18 protein-coding genes and 2 tRNA genes are annotated in these 17,278 nt (G+C 66.8%); 9 read left to right on the top strand and 11 right to left on the bottom strand.

Annotation, left to right across the window (positions count from 1 at the left end; genetic code table 11):
- Positions 1 to 99: 99 nt before the first annotated feature.
- Genes ABLG96_RS00215 through ABLG96_RS00195 form a run of 5 tightly spaced genes read right to left on the bottom strand, consistent with a single transcriptional unit; the run spans position 100 to position 5,180 of the window.
- The gene (locus ABLG96_RS00215) at positions 100 to 876 is read right to left on the bottom strand and encodes an ABC transporter ATP-binding protein (RefSeq protein ID WP_353649433.1); all 777 of its coding nucleotides are present in this window, start codon (positions 874 to 876) and stop codon (positions 100 to 102) included.
- Positions 873 to 1,685 (bottom strand): ABC transporter ATP-binding protein, encoded by an 813-nt coding sequence (locus ABLG96_RS00210; RefSeq protein ID WP_353649432.1) that lies wholly within the window; start codon positions 1,683 to 1,685, stop codon positions 873 to 875. The genes ABLG96_RS00215 and ABLG96_RS00210 overlap by 4 nt, the downstream gene beginning before the upstream one ends.
- Complete coding sequence (locus tag ABLG96_RS00205; protein ID WP_353649431.1) at positions 1,682 to 3,211, bottom strand: branched-chain amino acid ABC transporter permease; 1,530 nt, start codon at positions 3,209 to 3,211, stop codon at positions 1,682 to 1,684. Before ABLG96_RS00205 ends, ABLG96_RS00210 begins: the two co-directional genes overlap by 4 nt.
- A gap of 1 nt (position 3,212) precedes the next feature.
- The gene (locus ABLG96_RS00200) at positions 3,213 to 4,130 is read right to left on the bottom strand and encodes a branched-chain amino acid ABC transporter permease (RefSeq protein ID WP_353649430.1); all 918 of its coding nucleotides are present in this window, start codon (positions 4,128 to 4,130) and stop codon (positions 3,213 to 3,215) included.
- 39 nt (positions 4,131 to 4,169) lie between these two features.
- A complete protein-coding gene (locus ABLG96_RS00195; protein ID WP_353649429.1) occupies positions 4,170 to 5,180 on the bottom strand; it encodes a branched-chain amino acid ABC transporter substrate-binding protein in 1,011 nt (336 codons plus the stop codon).
- On the opposite strand from ABLG96_RS00195, the gene ABLG96_RS00190 reads away from it, so the two are divergent.
- Positions 5,179 to 5,544, top strand: a complete 366-nt coding sequence (locus ABLG96_RS00190) for a hypothetical protein (RefSeq protein WP_353649428.1) — start codon at positions 5,179 to 5,181, stop codon at positions 5,542 to 5,544. The two genes, ABLG96_RS00195 and ABLG96_RS00190, sit on opposite strands and share 2 nt — an antisense overlap.
- A 59-nt stretch (positions 5,545 to 5,603) precedes the next feature.
- Here ABLG96_RS00190 and ABLG96_RS00185 read toward each other — a convergent pair whose 3' ends face one another.
- A complete protein-coding gene (locus ABLG96_RS00185) occupies positions 5,604 to 6,347 on the bottom strand; it encodes a cupin domain-containing protein (RefSeq protein ID WP_353649427.1) in 744 nt (247 codons plus the stop codon).
- A 130-nt stretch (positions 6,348 to 6,477) separates the two neighbouring features.
- Here ABLG96_RS00185 and ABLG96_RS00180 point away from each other — a divergent pair, with 130 nt between their 5' ends.
- Entirely contained in the window at positions 6,478 to 6,918 is a 441-nt protein-coding gene (locus ABLG96_RS00180) for an OsmC family peroxiredoxin (RefSeq protein WP_353649426.1), read from the top strand.
- A 200-nt stretch (positions 6,919 to 7,118) separates the two neighbouring features.
- Positions 7,119 to 7,931: a PaaX family transcriptional regulator C-terminal domain-containing protein gene (locus ABLG96_RS00175; RefSeq protein WP_353649425.1), complete on the top strand. Its 813-nt coding sequence runs from the start codon at positions 7,119 to 7,121 to the stop codon at positions 7,929 to 7,931.
- 98 nt (positions 7,932 to 8,029) lie between these two features.
- On the opposite strand, the gene ABLG96_RS00170 is transcribed toward ABLG96_RS00175, so the two are convergent.
- The gene (locus ABLG96_RS00170; RefSeq protein WP_353649424.1) at positions 8,030 to 8,431 is read right to left on the bottom strand and encodes a RidA family protein; all 402 of its coding nucleotides are present in this window, start codon (positions 8,429 to 8,431) and stop codon (positions 8,030 to 8,032) included.
- A 122-nt stretch (positions 8,432 to 8,553) separates the two neighbouring features.
- Here ABLG96_RS00170 and ABLG96_RS00165 point away from each other — a divergent pair, with 122 nt between their 5' ends.
- From ABLG96_RS00165 to ABLG96_RS00145, 5 genes are read left to right on the top strand one after another with little or no spacing between them, the layout of a single operon-like run.
- Positions 8,554 to 9,432, top strand: coding sequence for a fumarylacetoacetate hydrolase family protein (locus ABLG96_RS00165; RefSeq protein ID WP_353649423.1), 879 nt, complete (start codon positions 8,554 to 8,556; stop codon positions 9,430 to 9,432).
- A gap of 35 nt (positions 9,433 to 9,467) precedes the next feature.
- Entirely contained in the window at positions 9,468 to 9,953 is a 486-nt protein-coding gene (locus tag ABLG96_RS00160) for a cupin domain-containing protein (protein ID WP_353649422.1), read from the top strand.
- Positions 9,950 to 10,924, top strand: coding sequence for an acyl-CoA thioesterase domain-containing protein (locus tag ABLG96_RS00155; protein ID WP_353649421.1), 975 nt, complete (start codon positions 9,950 to 9,952; stop codon positions 10,922 to 10,924). Before ABLG96_RS00160 ends, ABLG96_RS00155 begins: the two co-directional genes overlap by 4 nt.
- Positions 10,924 to 12,627 (top strand): AMP-binding protein, encoded by a 1,704-nt coding sequence (locus ABLG96_RS00150; RefSeq protein ID WP_353651624.1) that lies wholly within the window; start codon positions 10,924 to 10,926, stop codon positions 12,625 to 12,627. Before ABLG96_RS00155 ends, ABLG96_RS00150 begins: the two co-directional genes overlap by 1 nt.
- Entirely contained in the window at positions 12,624 to 15,032 is a 2,409-nt protein-coding gene (locus ABLG96_RS00145) for a bifunctional salicylyl-CoA 5-hydroxylase/oxidoreductase (protein ID WP_353649420.1), read from the top strand. The genes ABLG96_RS00150 and ABLG96_RS00145 overlap by 4 nt, the downstream gene beginning before the upstream one ends.
- A 122-nt stretch (positions 15,033 to 15,154) precedes the next feature.
- Here ABLG96_RS00145 and ABLG96_RS00140 read toward each other — a convergent pair.
- The 4 genes from ABLG96_RS00140 to ABLG96_RS00125 all read right to left on the bottom strand — a co-directional run bounded on the left by ABLG96_RS00140 (position 15,155) and on the right by ABLG96_RS00125 (position 16,258).
- Positions 15,155 to 15,227: transfer RNA gene (locus ABLG96_RS00140), tRNA-Ala, on the bottom strand.
- A 28-nt stretch (positions 15,228 to 15,255) separates the two neighbouring features.
- Positions 15,256 to 15,390, bottom strand: coding sequence for a DLW-39 family protein (locus tag ABLG96_RS00135; RefSeq protein WP_353649419.1), 135 nt, complete (start codon positions 15,388 to 15,390; stop codon positions 15,256 to 15,258).
- Between the two features lie 58 nt (positions 15,391 to 15,448).
- A tRNA-Ile gene (locus tag ABLG96_RS00130) sits at positions 15,449 to 15,522 on the bottom strand.
- A gap of 295 nt (positions 15,523 to 15,817) precedes the next feature.
- A complete protein-coding gene (locus tag ABLG96_RS00125; RefSeq protein WP_353649418.1) occupies positions 15,818 to 16,258 on the bottom strand; it encodes an Rrf2 family transcriptional regulator in 441 nt (146 codons plus the stop codon).
- Positions 16,259 to 16,378: 120 nt separating this feature from the next.
- Here ABLG96_RS00125 and ABLG96_RS00120 point away from each other — a divergent pair, with 120 nt between their 5' ends.
- Positions 16,379 to 17,239 carry an SDR family oxidoreductase gene (locus tag ABLG96_RS00120; protein ID WP_353649417.1) on the top strand — a complete coding sequence of 287 codons (861 nt, stop codon included), beginning with the start codon at positions 16,379 to 16,381 and terminating at the stop codon, positions 17,237 to 17,239.
- Positions 17,240 to 17,278 lie beyond the last annotated feature (39 nt).

Raw genomic sequence — 17,278 nt, 5'->3', positions numbered from 1 at the left:
AGATGCTCGAAGATCGGAAACCGGTGTCGGATGGACTCCGACAGGGAACCTGACGATGCAGCTGGCGATACAGCTACCGATCCGGTGGATGTTTCTTCCTCAACGGCCAAGATAAGCCCTCCTCAATTCTTCGTGGGCGGCCAGTTCTCCGGCCGGTCCGGTCAGCACGATGCGACCGGTTTGAAGCACATACCCTCGATCAGCCACGGACAGTGCCATGTTCGCGTTCTGCTCGATCACCAGCATCGAGACGCCGGCTGCATGGAGTTCGGAGATCAGTTCGAAACTCTGCTCCACCAGGCGCGGCGACAGCCCCATCGACGGTTCGTCCATCAGCAGCACCCTCGGCCGCGACATCAGCGCCCGCCCCACGGCCACCATCTGCTGCTCGCCGCCGGACAGCGTGCCCGCCAACTGGTTCCGGCGCTCGGCCAACAAGGGGAACAGGCTGTACACCCGGTCGAAATCTTCTGCCCTGGCATCGCCGTGCACATAGGCGCCGATCCGGAGGTTCTCCGTCACGGTCATCGGTGCGAACAAGCGCCGGTTCTCCGGAACGACTGCCATCCCGCCGGCGATCCGTCGGGACGGCGACCAGCTGGTCACGTCCTGGCCATCGAACAGCACCCGCCCGGACCGGGGCGCCACCAGGCCGAGGATCGTCTTGAGGGTTGTGGACTTGCCGCAGGCGTTTCCGCCCAGCAAGCACACCAGTTCACCGTCGGCCACCTCCAACGTCACTCCCTGCAGGATGTGGACCTGGCCGTAGTAGGTGTTCACCTCCACCAGACGCAGCAGCGGCTCCCCGACCGGGCGGCCGGACCCAGATGAATCACTGTGCGCAGCAACGGGTCCGGTCTTCCGGAAGCCCCTCATTTCGTGCCCGCCGTTCCGCGACCCAAGTAGGCTTCGACGACGTCGGGGTGCGCGGCGACCTCGTCGAACAGCCCGTCCGCGATCTTCACGCCGTGATCCAGCGCGATCACCCGATCACTGACTCCCTCCACGACGTGCATGTCGTGTTCGATGATCATGATGGTGTACCCGCGTTCGTCGCGGAGTCTTCCCACGAGCTCGCTGATCTCATGCGTTTCCGACGGGTTCATCCCAGCCGCCGGCTCGTCCAGGAGCAGCATCCTGGCGCCGGTGGCCATGGCACGGGCGATCTCGAGCCGTCGCCGATTGGCATAGGACAGCGAATAGGCCGGTTGATCCCACCGATATCCCATCAGTCGGGTGCCGAAGAACGACAGCAGCTCTTCGGCGCGGGCGCGGACCTCGCGCTCCTCGCGACGCGATCCCGGGGTACCCAGGGCCGAGCGCCAGAGTCCGGCCTTGGTGTGGCCGAAGGTTGCCGCCATCACGTTGTCGCGCACTGACATGTTGAGGAACAGGCGCACCGTCTGGAACGTCCGGGCGATGCCGCGGGAGGCGATGTCGGCGGGGGTTGCACCCACCAGGGACCGGCCGTCGAACCTCACGTCACCGGACGTGGGTGAGTAGATCCCGGTGATCACATTGAACAGGGTGGTCTTGCCCGCGCCGTTGGGGCCGATCACACTCACCACCTCTCCGGCGTCGACCCAGAGATCCAGCTCCTGCAGACTGCGCAGTCCGCCGAAACTCTTGCTCAGCTGCGAGAGTTCAAGCAGCCGGGTCCGGTTCGATCCGTCCGGGCTGATCACAGCACCTCCACCCGTTGCCGGCCGAAAAGACCCTGCGGCCGGGCGATCATCAGCACCACCAGCGTCGATCCGATCACCAGCTGACGGGTCAGGCTGGATTCCGTCGACAGGCGCACCATCCACACGAACACGGCCAACCACAGCAGCACGGGCAGGAACCACAGCTTCGCGCGACCGCGCATCCGCGAGAACACCGCCACCGAGGCGATCAACAACACGAACGCAACGTTGCCCCAGAGCAGCCGCTCCTGCGGGACGAACAGCCAGCGGCCCAGGAGCTGCCCGATGACGCCCTTGGTCCACTCATCGGCCGACAGGTACGGCACGCCGACAGCCAACAGCACCACGTTGATCCCGAACCCCAGGGCCACGGTGCCGGCAATCACCAGCGCGGCGATCTTCGGCCTGAGGATCCAGACCACCCCGGCGATCAGACCCACGAAGAACAGCAGCTCGCTGTAGTTGGGCTGTCGCAACACTTCGGGCAGCAGGCTCATGATCGCGGCGCCGATCAGGGTGCCTGGCAGCGAGCCGCTGCCGCCGAGAATCACCGCTGCGTACAACAGGATCAGCATCGGCAGGTCGAATGTGCTGGCATAGACGCCGACCTGCACGGCCGCGAAGATCGTTCCGCTCAGCCCGGCGATCCCGGCACCGACCACGAAGGCCAGCAACTTGAGCCGGTTCACCCGGATCGTCATGGCCGCAGCCGCGAGTGGGTCCTCACCGATCGCGCGCCAGGCCCGCCCCATCCGGGTCCGGCTGATCCGAGAAAGCCCCAGGACCAGGATGACGACGAAGAACAGCACCAGGTAGTAGTAGGAACGGTTACCGCTGAAAGTGAATCCGAACAACGACCAACCGCTGACCCCTGAGATGCCGTTGGCCCCACCGGTGATGTCCACCGGATCACTCGAACCAGGCAGGCTCACCGCGTCGCCGGCCAGCACCAGTTCGGTGAAGATCTGACCGAAGAACAGCGTGACGATGGCCAGATAGTCGCCGCTCAACCGCCGGGAGGGCAAGCTGACCAGCAGCCCGATCAGGCCGGTGAACAGCACCGCAGCGGGAACGGACACCCAGGTCGGCAGATGGACACCGAGTTGGTCCGACGACAGCAGCGCGTAGGCGTAGGCCCCGCACCCGTAGAACGCCACGAATCCCAGATCGAGCAGACCGGCATAACCGACGACCACGTTCAGGCCGAGCGCGAGCAGCGCGAACAGGCCCAGATTGACCCCGATCCGCAACAGATAGCCGCTGGACACCACGACCGGGAACAGCAAGAACACCAGCAGCGGAAGCCCCCATCGCACGGCGGCCGGCAATTTCGTCCACAGGAGCGTGACCCGTGCCCCCAGACCGTTCCCGGCGGTCGTCCGGGTTTCGTGCTGGGCCACCCATTCGTCGGTTCCGATCCCCAGCGGACTGACCGCGAGTGTCCCGGGACCTGGACCGGGGTCTCCGCTGATCGGATCGCTCCCGCTGATCGAGCGGGCGCCCTCGGTCGGATCGTCACCGGTCATCTCACACCTTCACAATCGCCGAACGTCCGAGCAAGCCGCGCGGTTTGACCAACATGACAGCAATGAGCGCGACGAACGAGATCAGGTTGGCCAGATTGGCTGACAGGTAACCGGTGGCAAAGGCCTCCAACAACCCGATCAGCAAGCCGCCGACCATGGCGCCACCCACCGAACCGATGCCGCCCACCACCGCTGCCGTGAAGCCCTTCAGGCCGGCCAGGAATCCCATGAAGTTGGAGACGTTGAAGAAGACAAGTCCCACCATCACACCGGCGGCGCCGGCCAGCGCGGAAGCACAGAAGAACGTCAGCACCACCACCCTGTTCACGTCGATGCCCATCATCACCGCGGCCTCGCGATCGAAGGCAACGGCCCGCATGCCGCGACCGAACCTGGTGCGGTTGACCAGACGCACCAGGACGAGCATCAAGATCACCGAGAGCACGACGACGAGAATGCGCATCGGATCGATGCGGATCGCACCGATCGAGAATCCACTGCCGATCGGTATGTACTCGGTGGTGGCGTAGTCGCGGATCCGCGGACCGAACAGCAGCAGCACCGCGTTCTGCAGGAACAACGAAACGCCGAGCGCACTGATCAGCGGGGCGATCCGAGGCGAGTTGCGCAACGGGCGATAGGCGAACTGTTCGATCAGCACGCCGAGAATTCCGCTCCCCAGCATGGCCGCCAGGAACATCGCCATGATCATCAACCACACCGGGACGATCGGGGCGGCGGGACCGCCCAGCCCGATCATCACGAAGAAGCCGATGAAGGCGCCGACCATGTACACATCGCCGTGCGCGAAGTTAAGCAGTTGCAGCACACCGTAGATGAGGGTGTAGCCCAGCGCGATCAAGGCGTAGACGCTGCCGAGCGTCAGCCCGTTGACCAGTTGTTGACCGAAAAACTCCACTCGAAGCCCTTTCGTTCCGCGCGCACCTGGGGGGACGAGCTACTGGACGAGCTCCGGCGTGCCGTCGGCTCCGATCTTGAACACGTAGAACTTGGCGCCCTCGACGTCACCGGAGGCCGTGAAGGTCAGGGTGCCGCCCAGGATCGAGTCGGCGATCTTGGTCGACTTCATCTGTGCCAGGACCGCTGCGCGATCGGAGCTACCGGCCTCGCACGCCCGTTGGGCTGCCTGCAGAATGGCCTGCGTCGCGACGTAGGTCGGCGGGCCGTAGGTGGTGGCGAAGTCGCCGTACTGCGACGTGTAGGCCTTCACCACGGCATCGGCGGACGGGATCGACTTCACATCCGGCGCGAAGGAGGAGACGTACCCGCCGGGGGTCTTGAAATCGGCCGAGAACGAGCCGTCAGAACCGAACACCACGGCCTTCTTGCCCTGCTGCTTGAGCTGGGTGGCCAGGACCTGGGTATTGGCCGCGATCTGGAAGGTGGCGAACACGACGTCCGTGTCCGCGGCCACCTTCGTCACCACTGCTGAGTAGTCGGGCTGGTCCTTGCTGACCGGAACGACCGTCACCGCAACGCCTTTGGTCTTCAATGCGTCCCCGACGGAGGCGGCCAGTCCCTGACCGTAGGAGGTCTTCTCCTGCACGATCACGACGTTCTTGGCGTTCAGCTTCTCGGCGATGAAGGTGGCATCGGTGGGCCCTTGCACTGCGTCGTTCGGGATCGTCCGGAAGAAGGCCGGGTACTTACCGGCCGTCAACTCGGTGGCGGTCGCCGATGAGCTGACGAACGACAGTGATGCCTCGCTGAACACCGGGCCGATCGCGTCCACCTCCTGGCTGCCTGCCGGCCCGACGACACCCAGGATCGCGTCGTTCGAGACGAACTGCTGCGCCACCGTGCTGGCCTGACCGGGGTCGAGCTGGGTGTCGCCCTGGACGATGTCGTAGGTGGAGGAGTTCGCGGCGTTGAACGTCTTGACAGCCAACTGGGCGAAGTGCAACTGCTCACCGCCGATGGCGGCAGCGCCGCCGGTGATCGGACCCATGAAGCCGATGGAACCGGCGCAGGCTTTCCCCGAGGCGCTCGGCGGCGAGCTGGAGCCGGGGGTCGACCCCGACGGGGTGGATTCGGGGGTCGACCCCGACGGGGTGGATCCGGTTGCCGAGGACGGGGGCGGGGTCACCGAAGAGGCGTCCGCTGTGCTGCCGACAGTCGGTGTGGTGCTCGTCCCGCCACCGACGGAGCTTCCGCCGGCAGAGTTTCCGCCGGCGCAGCCTGTGACGGACATCGTCAGGCAAGCGATGGCGGCAATACCTTTGACGAACTGGGAACGGCGCATGGGTCACGACCTTGCACTCGATGGGCTGCTGGGCTGCCAGCGATCGTGTCATCAGGACCGGGCTGTGTAAAGAATTTTGCGGTCGTCATTTTTTCGTAACATGACCGATATGGCGCCCGCGCCGGGTCATCAGGCGGAGAAGGCCGCACGTCCATCCGGGTAGTACGCCGCCGCAGCGGAGCCGGACGGTCGGAACACACCCAGCATGTGCAGGTCGTCGGCACCCGAATTGTGGACCGCGTGCAGGAAGCGCGGCGGTACATGGAAGGTCGAGCCGGCCGTCAGATCCTGCACGGTGTCGCCGACGAGCAGTCGGCCGGTCCCCCGCACGACGGTGCAGATCTCGTCGTAGAGGTGGTAGTGCTCCGGCGCGCCGGTCTGCGGGATGAAGCCGATGAACTGGGTCGCTCCGCCGCAGCCGTTGGCGCGGTCGTACAACACTTCGAACTCGCGGTCGGAGGTGGCCGCCTGGCGGGCCTGCTCCCCGACGTGATTGGTCAGCGCCCAGGCTCCCGGCTCCTGCCATTGACCGGCCGCCGCCGGCAGGCCCGGCGTCGGGAGCCGCACACAGGAAACATGCAACCCCGGGGAGTCGGCGCTGACGGCCCACTTCTCACCAGCCGGTATCAACGCAGCCGTTCCCGCGGTCAACGGAGCTGACCGGTCGCGGGCGCCCACCTGACCGGTCCCTGACAGGACGTACAAGAGGTGATCGTGGTGAGCTGCTGCGGGAACCTGGTACTCGCCTGCGGGGACGGTCAGCATGTGCTGTGTCATGGCCTCGGCCCGCCCGTCGGCGCCGACGAGACAGTTCGCCGCGATCCCGCTCGCGGCGAACTGGGCGGTGACGTCCTCGGCACTGTGGATGGTCACCGGATCTGCCTCGGTACGAACGATCCCTGCCGGCATGGTGTTTCCTCTCGCAGGCCGCTCCGAGGGCGTGGCGGCGGGTCTTGTACAGTTGACACGTTCTGATGACGGTCGTCCAAAGGAGAGTATAAACATGAAGATTCTGCGTCATGCCTTCGCCTCGTGGTCGGGACCGGTGGAGAAGGGTTCCGGCCTGATGCGCCTGGGTCGCGCCGGTGCCGAACTCCCGTTCTCGCTGAAGTCGAGGGTGGAGGACACCGCCGCCACCAATCCCGAGGAGTTGCTCGGCGCCGCCCACGCGGGCTGTTTCTCGATGGCTCTGAGCAGCCTGCTGGATGAAGCCGGCCACCAGAATCACCTGGTCAGCACCGACGCCACCGTCACCATGGAAGAGGTCGGCGGCAGCTTCTCGATCTCCAGGGTCGCCCTGCGGACCCGGGGCGAGGTCGAAGGCCTGACGGTCGACGAGTTCACCGCCTTCGCCGAGCAGGCCAAGGTGACCTGTCCGGTGTCCAAGCTGTTCGCCGCCGCCGAGATCACCATGACGGCCGCACTGGAGCATCCGTCCTCCTGAGGACCACTGGCCGGGCACCCGCTGCAGGGGACTCACTGCCCAAGACCGACCGGCGGGGCGCTTCCCGGGTGGGTGCTCGGGGCTGGTCGGATCCCGCAGGACAATTCATTCCGGGCACATCATGCTGAGCCACCGCATCCGGAGCTGTGGCCGTATTCGCTGATCACGGAGTTCTGGACATGGTCGCCTATTCTCACGGAGTGTCCGACCGTCCTTTGACCGCGCCGCGGCAGCAGTACCTGATCGTCACGGCGTTCGGGCTCTACCGGGATCTGCGTGGAGCGATCCCGATCTCCGTCCTGATCCGGATGCTCGGCGACCTCGGGGTGGAACCGGCCAGTGTCCGCTCATCGGTGTTCCGGCTCAAGAAACGCGAGGTTCTGGTCAGTGCGGTCCTCGACGGCGCGGCGGCCTACGCCTTGGCCCCACACCTGCGAGAGGTCTTCGACGAGGGTGACCGGCGGATCTTCGTGCGTCACAGCGAGGCGTCCGACAGTTGGCTGCTGGCCACTTTCACCGTGCCGGAATCACAGCGCAATCTCCGTCACAGAATCCGGATGGTGTTGCGGCGGTGGGGCTTCGGGGCGGTGGCACCCGGGCTCTGGATCGCGCCGGCCGGTGTCGCCGAAGCCGTGGGGGCGCGCTTGGCCCGCGAGCGACTGGACTCGTACGTGGAGTTCTTCACGGCCACCTACCGGGACACCGAGGGCCTGAAGGCCAAGGTCGCCCGTTGGTGGGATCTGGACAGCTTGGCCGAGCACTACTCGTCGTTCGTCGAGCAGCACGCATCGCTGGCAACCGGCGCCGAGTTGTCACCGGCCGCCGCCTTCGCACACCACGTTCCGCTGGTCACCGAATGGCGGCAGTTGCCCTATCTGGATCCGGGTCTACCCAACGAGTTGTTGCCGGCGAGCTGGCCCGGCGGTCGGGCGGAGAGCCTGTTCATGGAACTGCATCAGCGCTGGGCCGCGCCGAGCCGTGAGTACGCCCGGCAGCTGCTCGATCCGCGATGAGCTGTCGGGTCAGGATCTGACGGCACGCCCAGCGGAGGCCTTGCTGTCCGCAGCGGCCTGTCCGAGTCCAATGGTTCGTCCGCAGCGGCTGGGCCTGATCAGTCCAGGGCCGCCACTGCGGAGATCTCGATCAGGGCCTCGGGTTGCCACAGCCTGGTGATCCCGATGCCGGCCATGGCCGGGTAGTGGGTGCCGGCCAGCTCGCGCCAGATCCTGCCGATCTGTCGCCCGTTGGCCTGGTAATCGGGCACGTCGGTGAGATAGATGGTCACCGACACCAGGTCGTCCGGCGTGCCGCCGGCCGCCGCCAGCGCGGTGAGCACATTGCCGAATGCCTGCCTGAACTGCTCCAGGATTCCGCCGGGCACGATCGTCCCGTCCGCGTCCATGGCCGTCTGCCCGCTGAGATGCACGATCCGAGCGCCGGCCGGAGCGACCGTCGCGTGGGCGAACCCGCTGGGCCGCGCCAAGTTCGGTGGGTTGACGTTCTCGTGCGGCATGAAGGTCTCCCTCGTGACGAGCCGGACAGCGTTGGACCACGATGATACATTCTGTTCTATTGACGGCCGTAAGGATTAGAGTATAAAAGTCCGGAGCAGGCAGGTTCGAGGGCGGAGGGGCAATGCGACTGGCCACGGTACGACGAGCTGAGCGGACCCAGGCGACGGTGCAGGACGCCGATGGCCGACATCACCCCCTGCCGGCCCCCAGCGTCGAGGCCCTGCTGGCCACTCCGTCCTGGGCAGAGACCGCGCGTAGAGCGTTGGACGAGGCGCCACTCACCGAGCAGTTCAGCCTCGCGCCGGTGGTCGTCAACCCGGGCAAGGTGATCTGCTGCGGCTTGAACTTCGCCGATCACATCACCGAGATGGGTCGCGCGCTGCCGGAGTATCCGACCCTGTTCGCCAAGTACGCCGACACCCTGATCGGGGCAGACGACGACATCCTGGTGCCGCCGGCCGCCCAAGAGGCTCTCGACTGGGAAGCCGAGCTGGCGGTGGTGGTCGGTGCCACCCTGGTGCGCGCCGACCGGGACACTGCGGCCAGGGGGATCGCCGGTTACACGATCGCGAACGACCTCTCGATGCGCGACTGGCAACACCGCACGCTGCAGTGGTTCCAGGGCAAGGCCTGGGATGCCAGCACACCGGTCGGCCCGGTCCTGATCACCCCTGATGAGGTCGATCCGGTGGCCGGACTGACCCTCCGCTGCACGGTCGACGACCAGGTCCGCCAGGAGAGCAACACCCGAGAACTCGTCTTCGACGCCCCGAGCCTGTTGGCCTACATCTCCACCTTCACCACCTTGCGGATCGGGGACCTGGTGCTGATGGGGACGCCGGGTGGGGTCGGAAGTGCCTCGAAGCCGCCCACCTACCTGCGCGACGGCAGCCGGATGGTGACCGAGATAGAGACCCTGGGCCGGTTGGACAACACCGTCAGGTTCACCGCCGCCGAGGAATCGAGCAACGCAGCACCAGCCGTGAGCCGACCGGAATGAGTCCGGCATGGAACGTCTACCCGAGGAGCACGTTGATGGTCACTCCCGATCAGCCGGGTCTGCAGCAAGCCGGGCCCAACGAGCAGTACGCCGGTCCTGAAGGACGGGTGGTGCCGGTGGTGACCCGAGCCGGCGAGGAGAGCACCGACACCACACAGTCGGGTGATTGCGTGCGGGTGTCCGGGGTGAGCATCGCGCACACTCCAGCCACGCGGATCTGGTTCGGCCAGGTCAGCAACAAGCCGGGCTACCGGTCGGTGCCCCACCACCACGGTGAGGCGGAGACCGGCGGCTATGTGCTGTCCGGACACGGCCGCATCTACTTCGGCGCCGACTGCGCCGCATGGCTGGACATGACCCAGGGAGACTGGGTGTTCGTCCCCCCGTACATGCCGCACGTCGAGGCGAACATGAGCACCACTGACGACCTCGTCTGGTTGACCACGAGAACTCCGGAGAACATCGTCGTCAATCTCGACGAGGTCCCGGACGACTTGCTCGAGGGATTCCGTCGGGCATGACGACCGACACGGACCCGCCGGAGCATGGCTCCGGCCCGGTTGCCGCCGAGGCGGCGGCGCCCCCGACGGCGGCCACCTTCCTGGCTGCCATCGAGCTCACCGCGACCGAGCCCGTGCATTTCGATCGAGCTTTCCTGGCCACCACCCAGCCCTGCCCATGGCCGAAGGCCTACGGGGGAGACATGGTCGCGCAGGCCACCACAGCCGCGCTCCGGTCGGTGGCAGCCGATCGTGCTCTGCACTCGATGCACAGCTATTTCCTGCGCCCCGTCGAGATCGGCGCGCAGATCCGCTACGAGGTGGAGTTGCTCCGGGACGGCCGGAGTTTCTCCACCCGTCAGATCCGGGCGTACCAGGCGGACAAGGTCGTCTATGTCGGTCTGGCGTCGTTCCAGGTTCTGGAACCGGGCGCGGACCACCACGCGCCGATGCCGACCGGGATGCCGGACCCGGAATCGCTGCCGAGTGCGGCTGATGCCCTGGTCGGCGTACCGGGCCCGGCTGCCAGGTACTGGTCGTTCGGTCGCAGCTTCGACCAGCGCCATGTGACCGGCCCGATCTACACCGGGACCAACGGTGGACCGACGGCTGTCCAGGCCGTGTGGCTACGCCCGTTCAGCCGACTACCGGACGATCAGCAGGTGCACACCGCGGCCCTGGCCTACGTCTGCGACTACACGATCCTGGAACCGCTGTTGCGACAGCAAGGGCTCGCCTGGGCCGACGAGGGTCTGGTGACCGCGAGCCTCGATCACGCCATGTGGTTCCATCGGCCGGCCCGCCTGGACGACTGGGTGCTCTACAGCCAGCAGGCCGTGTCCGCACAGCACGCCCGCGGACTGGCCGTCGGTCACCTGCACACCCGTTCAGGGGAGTTGTTGGCCACGGTCGCCCAGGAGGGCATGATCCGCGCACCCGGTTCGGCAGGTTCGTCGCAGACCCGAGCCACTTCCGAGAGCCGGCGGCCATGATGCAGCATCAAGCGCTGAGCCCCAGCGCGCATCAAGACACCTTCACCCGCGATCACCTGCCACCCCAGGAATCCTGGCCGACGTTCGAGTTCACGGTGCCCGAGGTGCGCTATCCGGTGCAGCTCAACGCCGCCACCGAACTCATCACCCGCGCAGCCGCCGATTTCGGCGCCGATCGGCCGGCGTTGCATGCGCCCGGCCTGCCCAGTTGGAGCTACGGCGAGCTGCTGCGCCGGTCGAATCAGATCGCGCAGGTGTTCCGCGAGGATCTCGGCGTGATCCCCGGCAACCGCGTCATGCTGCGGGCCCCGAACAACCAGTGGCTGGTGGCCTGCTGGCTCGCCGTGCTCAAGGTCGGCGCTGTCGTGGTCACCACCTCGCCCGCGCTGCGGACCGGCGAGGTCCGGCAACTGATCGAACTCACCAGTCCCAGCGTGCTCGTGTGCGATCACCGTTCCACCGGCGACCTGCCGGTGGACGGAAGCGGACCGGACGGGGCGCCATCGCTACCCACGACCGTGGTGTTCGGCGGCGCGGGCCCGGAAGATCTCATCGCACGATGCGGCCTGAAGTCCGGCGAATTCACGGATGTGGCCACTGCCGCCGACGATGTCGCCCTGCTCGGGCCGACCTCCGGATCGACCGGAGTCCCGAAGATCACCATGCATTTCCACCGCGACGTGCTGGCCAACGCCGACACGTTCGCCCGCTACCTACTCGCACCGGTGCCGGACGACGTCTTCGGCGGATCGCCGCCGTTGGCGTTCACCTTCGGCCTCGGTGGACTGGTGGTGTTCCCGCTGCGTTTCGGCGCTTCGACGCTGCTCACCGAGAAGGCCGCTCCGGTGGAGTTGGCGCAGCTGTGCCACGACGCGGGGGTCACCGTGCTGTTCACCGCACCCACCGCGTACCGGGCCATCGTGAAGCAGGGCAAGGTGGCGCTGCTGGCCGGACTCCGGATCGGCGTTTCGGCCGGCGAACACCTCGGAGCCGATGTCTGGCAACAGGTTTTCGACGCGACCGGGCTGCGGCTGGTGGACGGGATCGGCGCCACCGAGATGCTGCACGTGTTCGTCTCCGCAGCGGGCGAGGACATCCGGCCGGGCGCCACCGGACGAGCGGTTCCCGGATACCGGATCGCAGTGCTCGACGAACACGGTCAGGCAGCGGGGATCGGCGTTCCGGGGCGGCTGGCGGTGATCGGCCCGACCGGTTGTCGCTACCTGTCCGGAGATCGGCAGGCCGACTACGTCAAGGACGGCTGGAACATCACCGGCGACGTCTTCGAGATGGACGCCGACGGGTACCTGACCTTCCATGCCCGCTCCGACAGCATGATCGTCTCCTCCGGTTACAACATCGGAGCACCCGAGGTCGAAGATGCGATCCAGAAGCATCCGGCGGTGCTGGAGACGGCCGTCGTCGCGCGACCCGATTCCGAACGAGGATCGGTGGTCTGTGCCTTCGTGGTGCTGACCCCCGGGGTGGAGCCCAGTGCAACGATCCGAAAGGACATCCAGGACTTCGTGAAGCAACAGATCGCTCCGTACAAGTACCCGAGGGAAGTCCGCTTCATCGCCGCTCTCCCGCGCAATCCGAGTGGGAAGCTGCAGCACTATCGTCTCCGCGAAGATCTCGCCGATGAGGGTTCCCGTGAGGGCGCCGTTGGTACCGCCGCCGCAACCGACGGGACACACCCGTGAAGATCGCCGTGGTCGGCGGGGGGCCGGCCGGTCTGTACTTCTCAGCGCTGATGATGCAACTGGATCCGGCGCACCGGATCACGGTGTGGGAGCGCAACGCGGCCGATGACACCTTCGGTTTCGGCGTGGTGTTCTCGGACGAGACCCTCGGCGGCATCGAGAATGCCGACACCACGATCGCCGCGGCGATGTCCGCCAGGTTCGCCCGGTGGACGGACATCGACATCCATCGAAGCCGCGTCGACGGCAGCCGCGAGGCCGAAACCGCTGGTGGCCAGGGCTTTGCCGCCATGTCCCGCAAGGATCTGCTGGCGCTGTTGCAACAGCGCTGCGTCGAGCTCGGGGTCGATGTCAGGTTCAGCACCCCCGCACCGGACGTCGAGGAGCTGTCCGCGACCCATGACCTGGTCCTGGCGGGGGACGGGGTGAACTCGCCGATCCGAGCGCGCTACGCGAGCGCATTCGGACCGACGATCGAGCGGCACGACTGCAAGTACATCTGGTTGGGAACAGATCTGGCCTTCGAGGCATTCGAATTCTTCATCAAGCAGACCGAGTTCGGCGTGATGCAGATCCACGGATATCCCTACTCGGACACCGGCAGTACCTTCATCGTCGAGATGACCGAGGACGTCTGGCGGGCGGCCGGATTCGACCACACCGAGCACCGGATCTTCGAACCTGGGCAGAGCGATGATTTCGCGATCGAGCGCATCCGCTCGCTGTTCGCCGAAGAACTGGATGGTCACCAGGTGCTGGCCAACAACTCGAAATGGCTCAACTTCACCACCGTCCGCAACCGCTCCTGGCGGCGCGGCAACGTCGTGCTGATCGGCGACGCTGCGCACACCGCACACTTCTCGATCGGATCGGGCACCAAACTGGCGATGGAAGACGCACTGGCGTTGGCCGCGTGCCTGCATGAGCACGCCGGCCTGGATGACGCGGTCCAGTCGTACGAGACTGAACGCCGACCGGTGGTCGAGTCCACCCAGCGAGCTGCGCAGGCCTCCCTCGAGTGGTTCGAGAACCTGGGCCAGTACATGGATCAGGACATGATCCAGTTCTGCTTCAACCTGCTCACCCGGTCCCGCCGGATCACCTACGAGAACCTGCGGGTGCGTGATCCCGAGTTCGCCTCGCTCGTCGATCAGGCTTTTGCCGCAGCGAACGGGCTCGATGAGGTGCGGCCCGCCATGCTGCAGCCGTTCCGGCTGGGCGAGCTCGAGCTGGTCAATCGGATCATCGTGTCCCCGATGGACATGTACTCGGCCACCGACGGGGTGCCGGGCTCCTTCCACCTCGTCCACCTGGGTAGCAAGGCGATGGGCGGTGCCGGCCTGGTGATGACCGAGATGGTGTGTGTGTCACCGCGCGGCCGGATCACCCTGGGCTGCACCGGACTGTGGACCGACGAGCAGCGCGACAGCTGGACCGACGTGGTGGACTTCGTGCACGCTCAGTCGGCGGCCAAGATCGGTGTTCAACTCGGGCACTCGGGCCGCAAGGGCTCCACCAGACTGATGTGGGACGGCATGGACGAGCCGCTGACCGACAACTGGCCGGTGGTCGGCCCCTCCGCGCTCCCCTACGGACCGGGCAGCCAGGTTCCTCATGAGCTGACCCTGGATCAGATGGAGGTGATCAAGGGCGAGTTCGTGGCGGCGACCATCCGGGCGGCAGCAGCAGGTTTCGATCTGCTGGAATTGCACTGCGCGCACGGATACCTGTTGTCCTCCTTCCTGTCTGCCGTGTCGAACCACCGCACCGATGCCTACGGCGGGACGCCCGAGAACCGTCTGCGCTATCCGTTGGAGGTGCTGGACGCGGTCCGCGCCGCCTGGCCGGCAGACCGGCCGATCACTGTGCGGATGTCTGCTGTCGACTGGATCGACGGTGGGACGACCGCGGACGACGCCGTCCGGATTGCCGCTGCATTCATCGAGCACGGCGTGGCCGGGATCGATGTCTCCACCGGTCAGATCGCTCAGCACGAGAGGCCCGCGTTCGGCAGGAGTTACCAAACTCCGTTCGCCGACCGGATCCGCAACGAGGTTGCAGCGCCCGCAGGGGTCGCCGTGATCGCCGTCGGCGCCATCTCGTCCTACGACGATGTCAATTCGATCCTGCTCGCCGGCCGCGCCGATCTGTGCGCACTGGGTCGGGCCCACCTGTACGACCCACAGTGGACGCTGCATGCCGCTGCCGAGCAGGAGTACGACGGGCCGGGCGCGTCGTGGCCGAAGCCGTTCCAGGCCGGGCGCCGCAAACCCCCCAACGCTCGCACCGATGCGGTCCGTCCCCGGCTGTCACTGGTCAGAGACACCGATCCGGCTGCACTGGACACCCATCTGCGCTGGGAGCCGAGGGCGCTCCTGCAGGGCGTGGGCCGACCCATCACCTGAGTGGCGGGCGCCTCGACAGACGCACAAGGGCGCCGGCAGCGGGGCGCCCGAGGGTCCCGATACCCAGTCCGATCAACGCCTGAGGGGCCCGACCAACAGCATGTCGGGCCCCTCAGGCGTTGTGGAGACGAGGAGAATCGAACTCCCAACCCCCGCCTTGCAAAGGCGGTGCTCTGCCAATTGAGCTACGTCCCCTGGACCGGGAATCCTCCCGGTGGGGTGGCTACTTCGGAGCAGGTGCGGTGCGGCCGGTGGCCTCGTCCCAGAGCTTGGCCTCTGCGGCTGCCTGCTTCTTCCGCTTCGTGAGCAGGGAGTAGACACCACCGCCGAGGGCGGCCAGAACAAGAAGCTTCTTCATCGCAACGTCACCTTTCCTCTTCCTGCCGGCGAGTCTCGCCGACAGGAGTCGTGACCAGTGGGCCTGGGAGGACTTGAACCTCCGACCTCTTCCTTATCAGGGAAGCGCTCTAACCGCCTGAGCTACAGGCCCGGAACAACCGAGCGCGGCACCGACGTGAGTCAGCGCCGCGAGGTCCAAGGCTACCGCACCCGCAGCGATGGTCCCAACCGGTTGATCTGCGACGACGTGCGGTGGTCCCGTTCGTCTCCTTCGTCGCTCAGGACAGGAAGCAGTGACGGACGAGCGTGACGAGACCCGGCCGTGCGTCTCATGGGATCTCGTCGCGCTCGTACCTCGCTTGCTCGGTCCCCGAAGGGCCGGGTCTCGACTCCTTCGTCGCTCGACCACCGGAACGGAGCGCCACCCAGGGTTCGGACCGGGTTGGTCAGGAGTGGTCGACCAGGGTTCGCTGAAGGAGGTCGGCGATGCTGATGCCGGCCAGCTCTGCGCGGACCCGGGCGGCGACGGCCCTGTCGAGATCCTCGAGGACCGCCTGCACCCCGCGGCCGACCGGGCAGTCCGGGTTCGGACCGTGCAGACCGAGCACCGGTTCGTCGCCGCGGACCAGATCCCACACCTGCACGACACTGATGCTCGCGGGATCCGCCCCGAGCACCCAGCCGCCCCCCTGGCCGGGCTTCGAAATGACGAGGCCGGCCTCGCGCAACGGACCCAGCACCCGGCGCACGTGCACCGGGGTGACGTTCGTACTGGCGGCGAACTCGTCCGAGCTGACGGATCGGTGCTCACCGGCCGCGGCCGTTCCCGCGAGGTAGGTGAGCACGTGCACCGCGACCGCGAACTGGGTGTTGGTGGGGCTGGGCATGACCCCATCTTGCCATACCGTAATCGTTCTGACTACAGTATGAACTGTCATCAGAACGATGCTTGATCAGATCCGCGCCGGACCTACCGCACGAGATCGTCCACCGAGAGGAAATCAGCCATGAGCACCATTGCCGTCACCGGAGCCACCGGAGCCCTGGGTACCCACGTCGTCGAAGCGCTGCTCGACCGCGGCGTCGCCGCCGGCGACATCGTCGCCCTGGCCCGCAACACCGCCAAGGCCGCTCCGCTCGCCGAGAAGGGCGTCGCCGTCAGGGCTTTCGACTACGACGCACCGGACGCGAGTGCCCTTGCAGGTGTCGACCGACTGCTGCTGATCTCCGGAAACGAGTTCGGCAAGCGGGTTACGCAGCACACCGCCGTGATCGACGCAGCCAAGAAGGCCGGTGTCGCGCTGGTCGCCTACACGAGCGTCGACAGCCCGGCCGAGCCGCTGCGCACCTCGATCAACCCCGTCTCCCCGGAACATGCCGGCACCGAGGAGTACCTCGCGGCCAGCGGCGTAGACCACGTGCTCCTGCGGAACGGTTGGTACAACGAGAACTACCTGGGGGAGCTGCAGACCGCGGCGCAGTCCGGCGGCGTCCTCAGCAGCGCCGGCGACGGCGCGGTGGCCTCCGCGTCCCGCCGCGACTACGCAGAAGCGGCAGCCGCAGTCCTCACCTCTGACGCGCCGAAGCCGCTCTACCGACTCGCCGGTGATGTCGCCTGGAGCACCGCAGATCGGGCAGCGGCCCTCACCGAGGTGCTCGGCCAGCCCATCACCGTCAACCAGGTCACCCCCGAACAGCAGAGCGAGATCCTCGCCGGCGCCGGACTCGACGCGGGTACGGCCGGCTTCGTCATCGGCGTGGACCAGGCCGTCGCCGCCGGGGAGCTGGCCGGCTCCGGCAACGACCTGAGCACTCTCATCGGCCGCCCCACCACGCCGCTCATCGACACCCTGCGCGCGGCGGTCTGACCCGCCCGGGATGCCGTTTGCTCACGCTGCGGTCGGATG

This window comes from Nakamurella sp. A5-74 (assembly GCF_040438885.1).
Taxonomy (GTDB): domain Bacteria; phylum Actinomycetota; class Actinomycetes; order Mycobacteriales; family Nakamurellaceae; genus Nakamurella.
This window is presented reverse-complemented; position numbering and strand designations above follow the sequence as displayed.

Bases quoted from the DNA above. Each gene is read 5' to 3' on its own strand.
- ABLG96_RS00120 (WP_353649417.1), top strand. From the start codon at position 16,379: ATGAGCACCATTGCCGTCACCGGAGCCACCGGAGCCCTGGGTACCCAC.
- ABLG96_RS00125 (WP_353649418.1), bottom strand. From the start codon at position 16,258: ATGCCCAGCCCCACCAACACCCAGTTCGCGGTCGCGGTGCACGTGCTC.
- ABLG96_RS00165 (WP_353649423.1), top strand. From the start codon at position 8,554: ATGCGACTGGCCACGGTACGACGAGCTGAGCGGACCCAGGCGACGGTG.
- ABLG96_RS00180 (WP_353649426.1), top strand. From the start codon at position 6,478: ATGAAGATTCTGCGTCATGCCTTCGCCTCGTGGTCGGGACCGGTGGAG.
- ABLG96_RS00135 (WP_353649419.1), bottom strand. From the start codon at position 15,390: ATGAAGAAGCTTCTTGTTCTGGCCGCCCTCGGCGGTGGTGTCTACTCC.
- ABLG96_RS00150 (WP_353651624.1), top strand. From the start codon at position 10,924: ATGCAGCATCAAGCGCTGAGCCCCAGCGCGCATCAAGACACCTTCACC.
- ABLG96_RS00195 (WP_353649429.1), bottom strand. From the start codon at position 5,180: ATGGGTCCGATCACCGGCGGCGCTGCCGCCATCGGCGGTGAGCAGTTG.
- ABLG96_RS00170 (WP_353649424.1), bottom strand. From the start codon at position 8,431: ATGCCGCACGAGAACGTCAACCCACCGAACTTGGCGCGGCCCAGCGGG.
- ABLG96_RS00205 (WP_353649431.1), bottom strand. From the start codon at position 3,211: ATGACCGGTGACGATCCGACCGAGGGCGCCCGCTCGATCAGCGGGAGC.
- ABLG96_RS00215 (WP_353649433.1), bottom strand. From the start codon at position 876: ATGAGGGGCTTCCGGAAGACCGGACCCGTTGCTGCGCACAGTGATTCA.
- ABLG96_RS00160 (WP_353649422.1), top strand. From the start codon at position 9,468: ATGGTCACTCCCGATCAGCCGGGTCTGCAGCAAGCCGGGCCCAACGAG.
- ABLG96_RS00190 (WP_353649428.1), top strand. From the start codon at position 5,179: ATGAAGCCGATGGAACCGGCGCAGGCTTTCCCCGAGGCGCTCGGCGGC.
- ABLG96_RS00155 (WP_353649421.1), top strand. From the start codon at position 9,950: ATGACGACCGACACGGACCCGCCGGAGCATGGCTCCGGCCCGGTTGCC.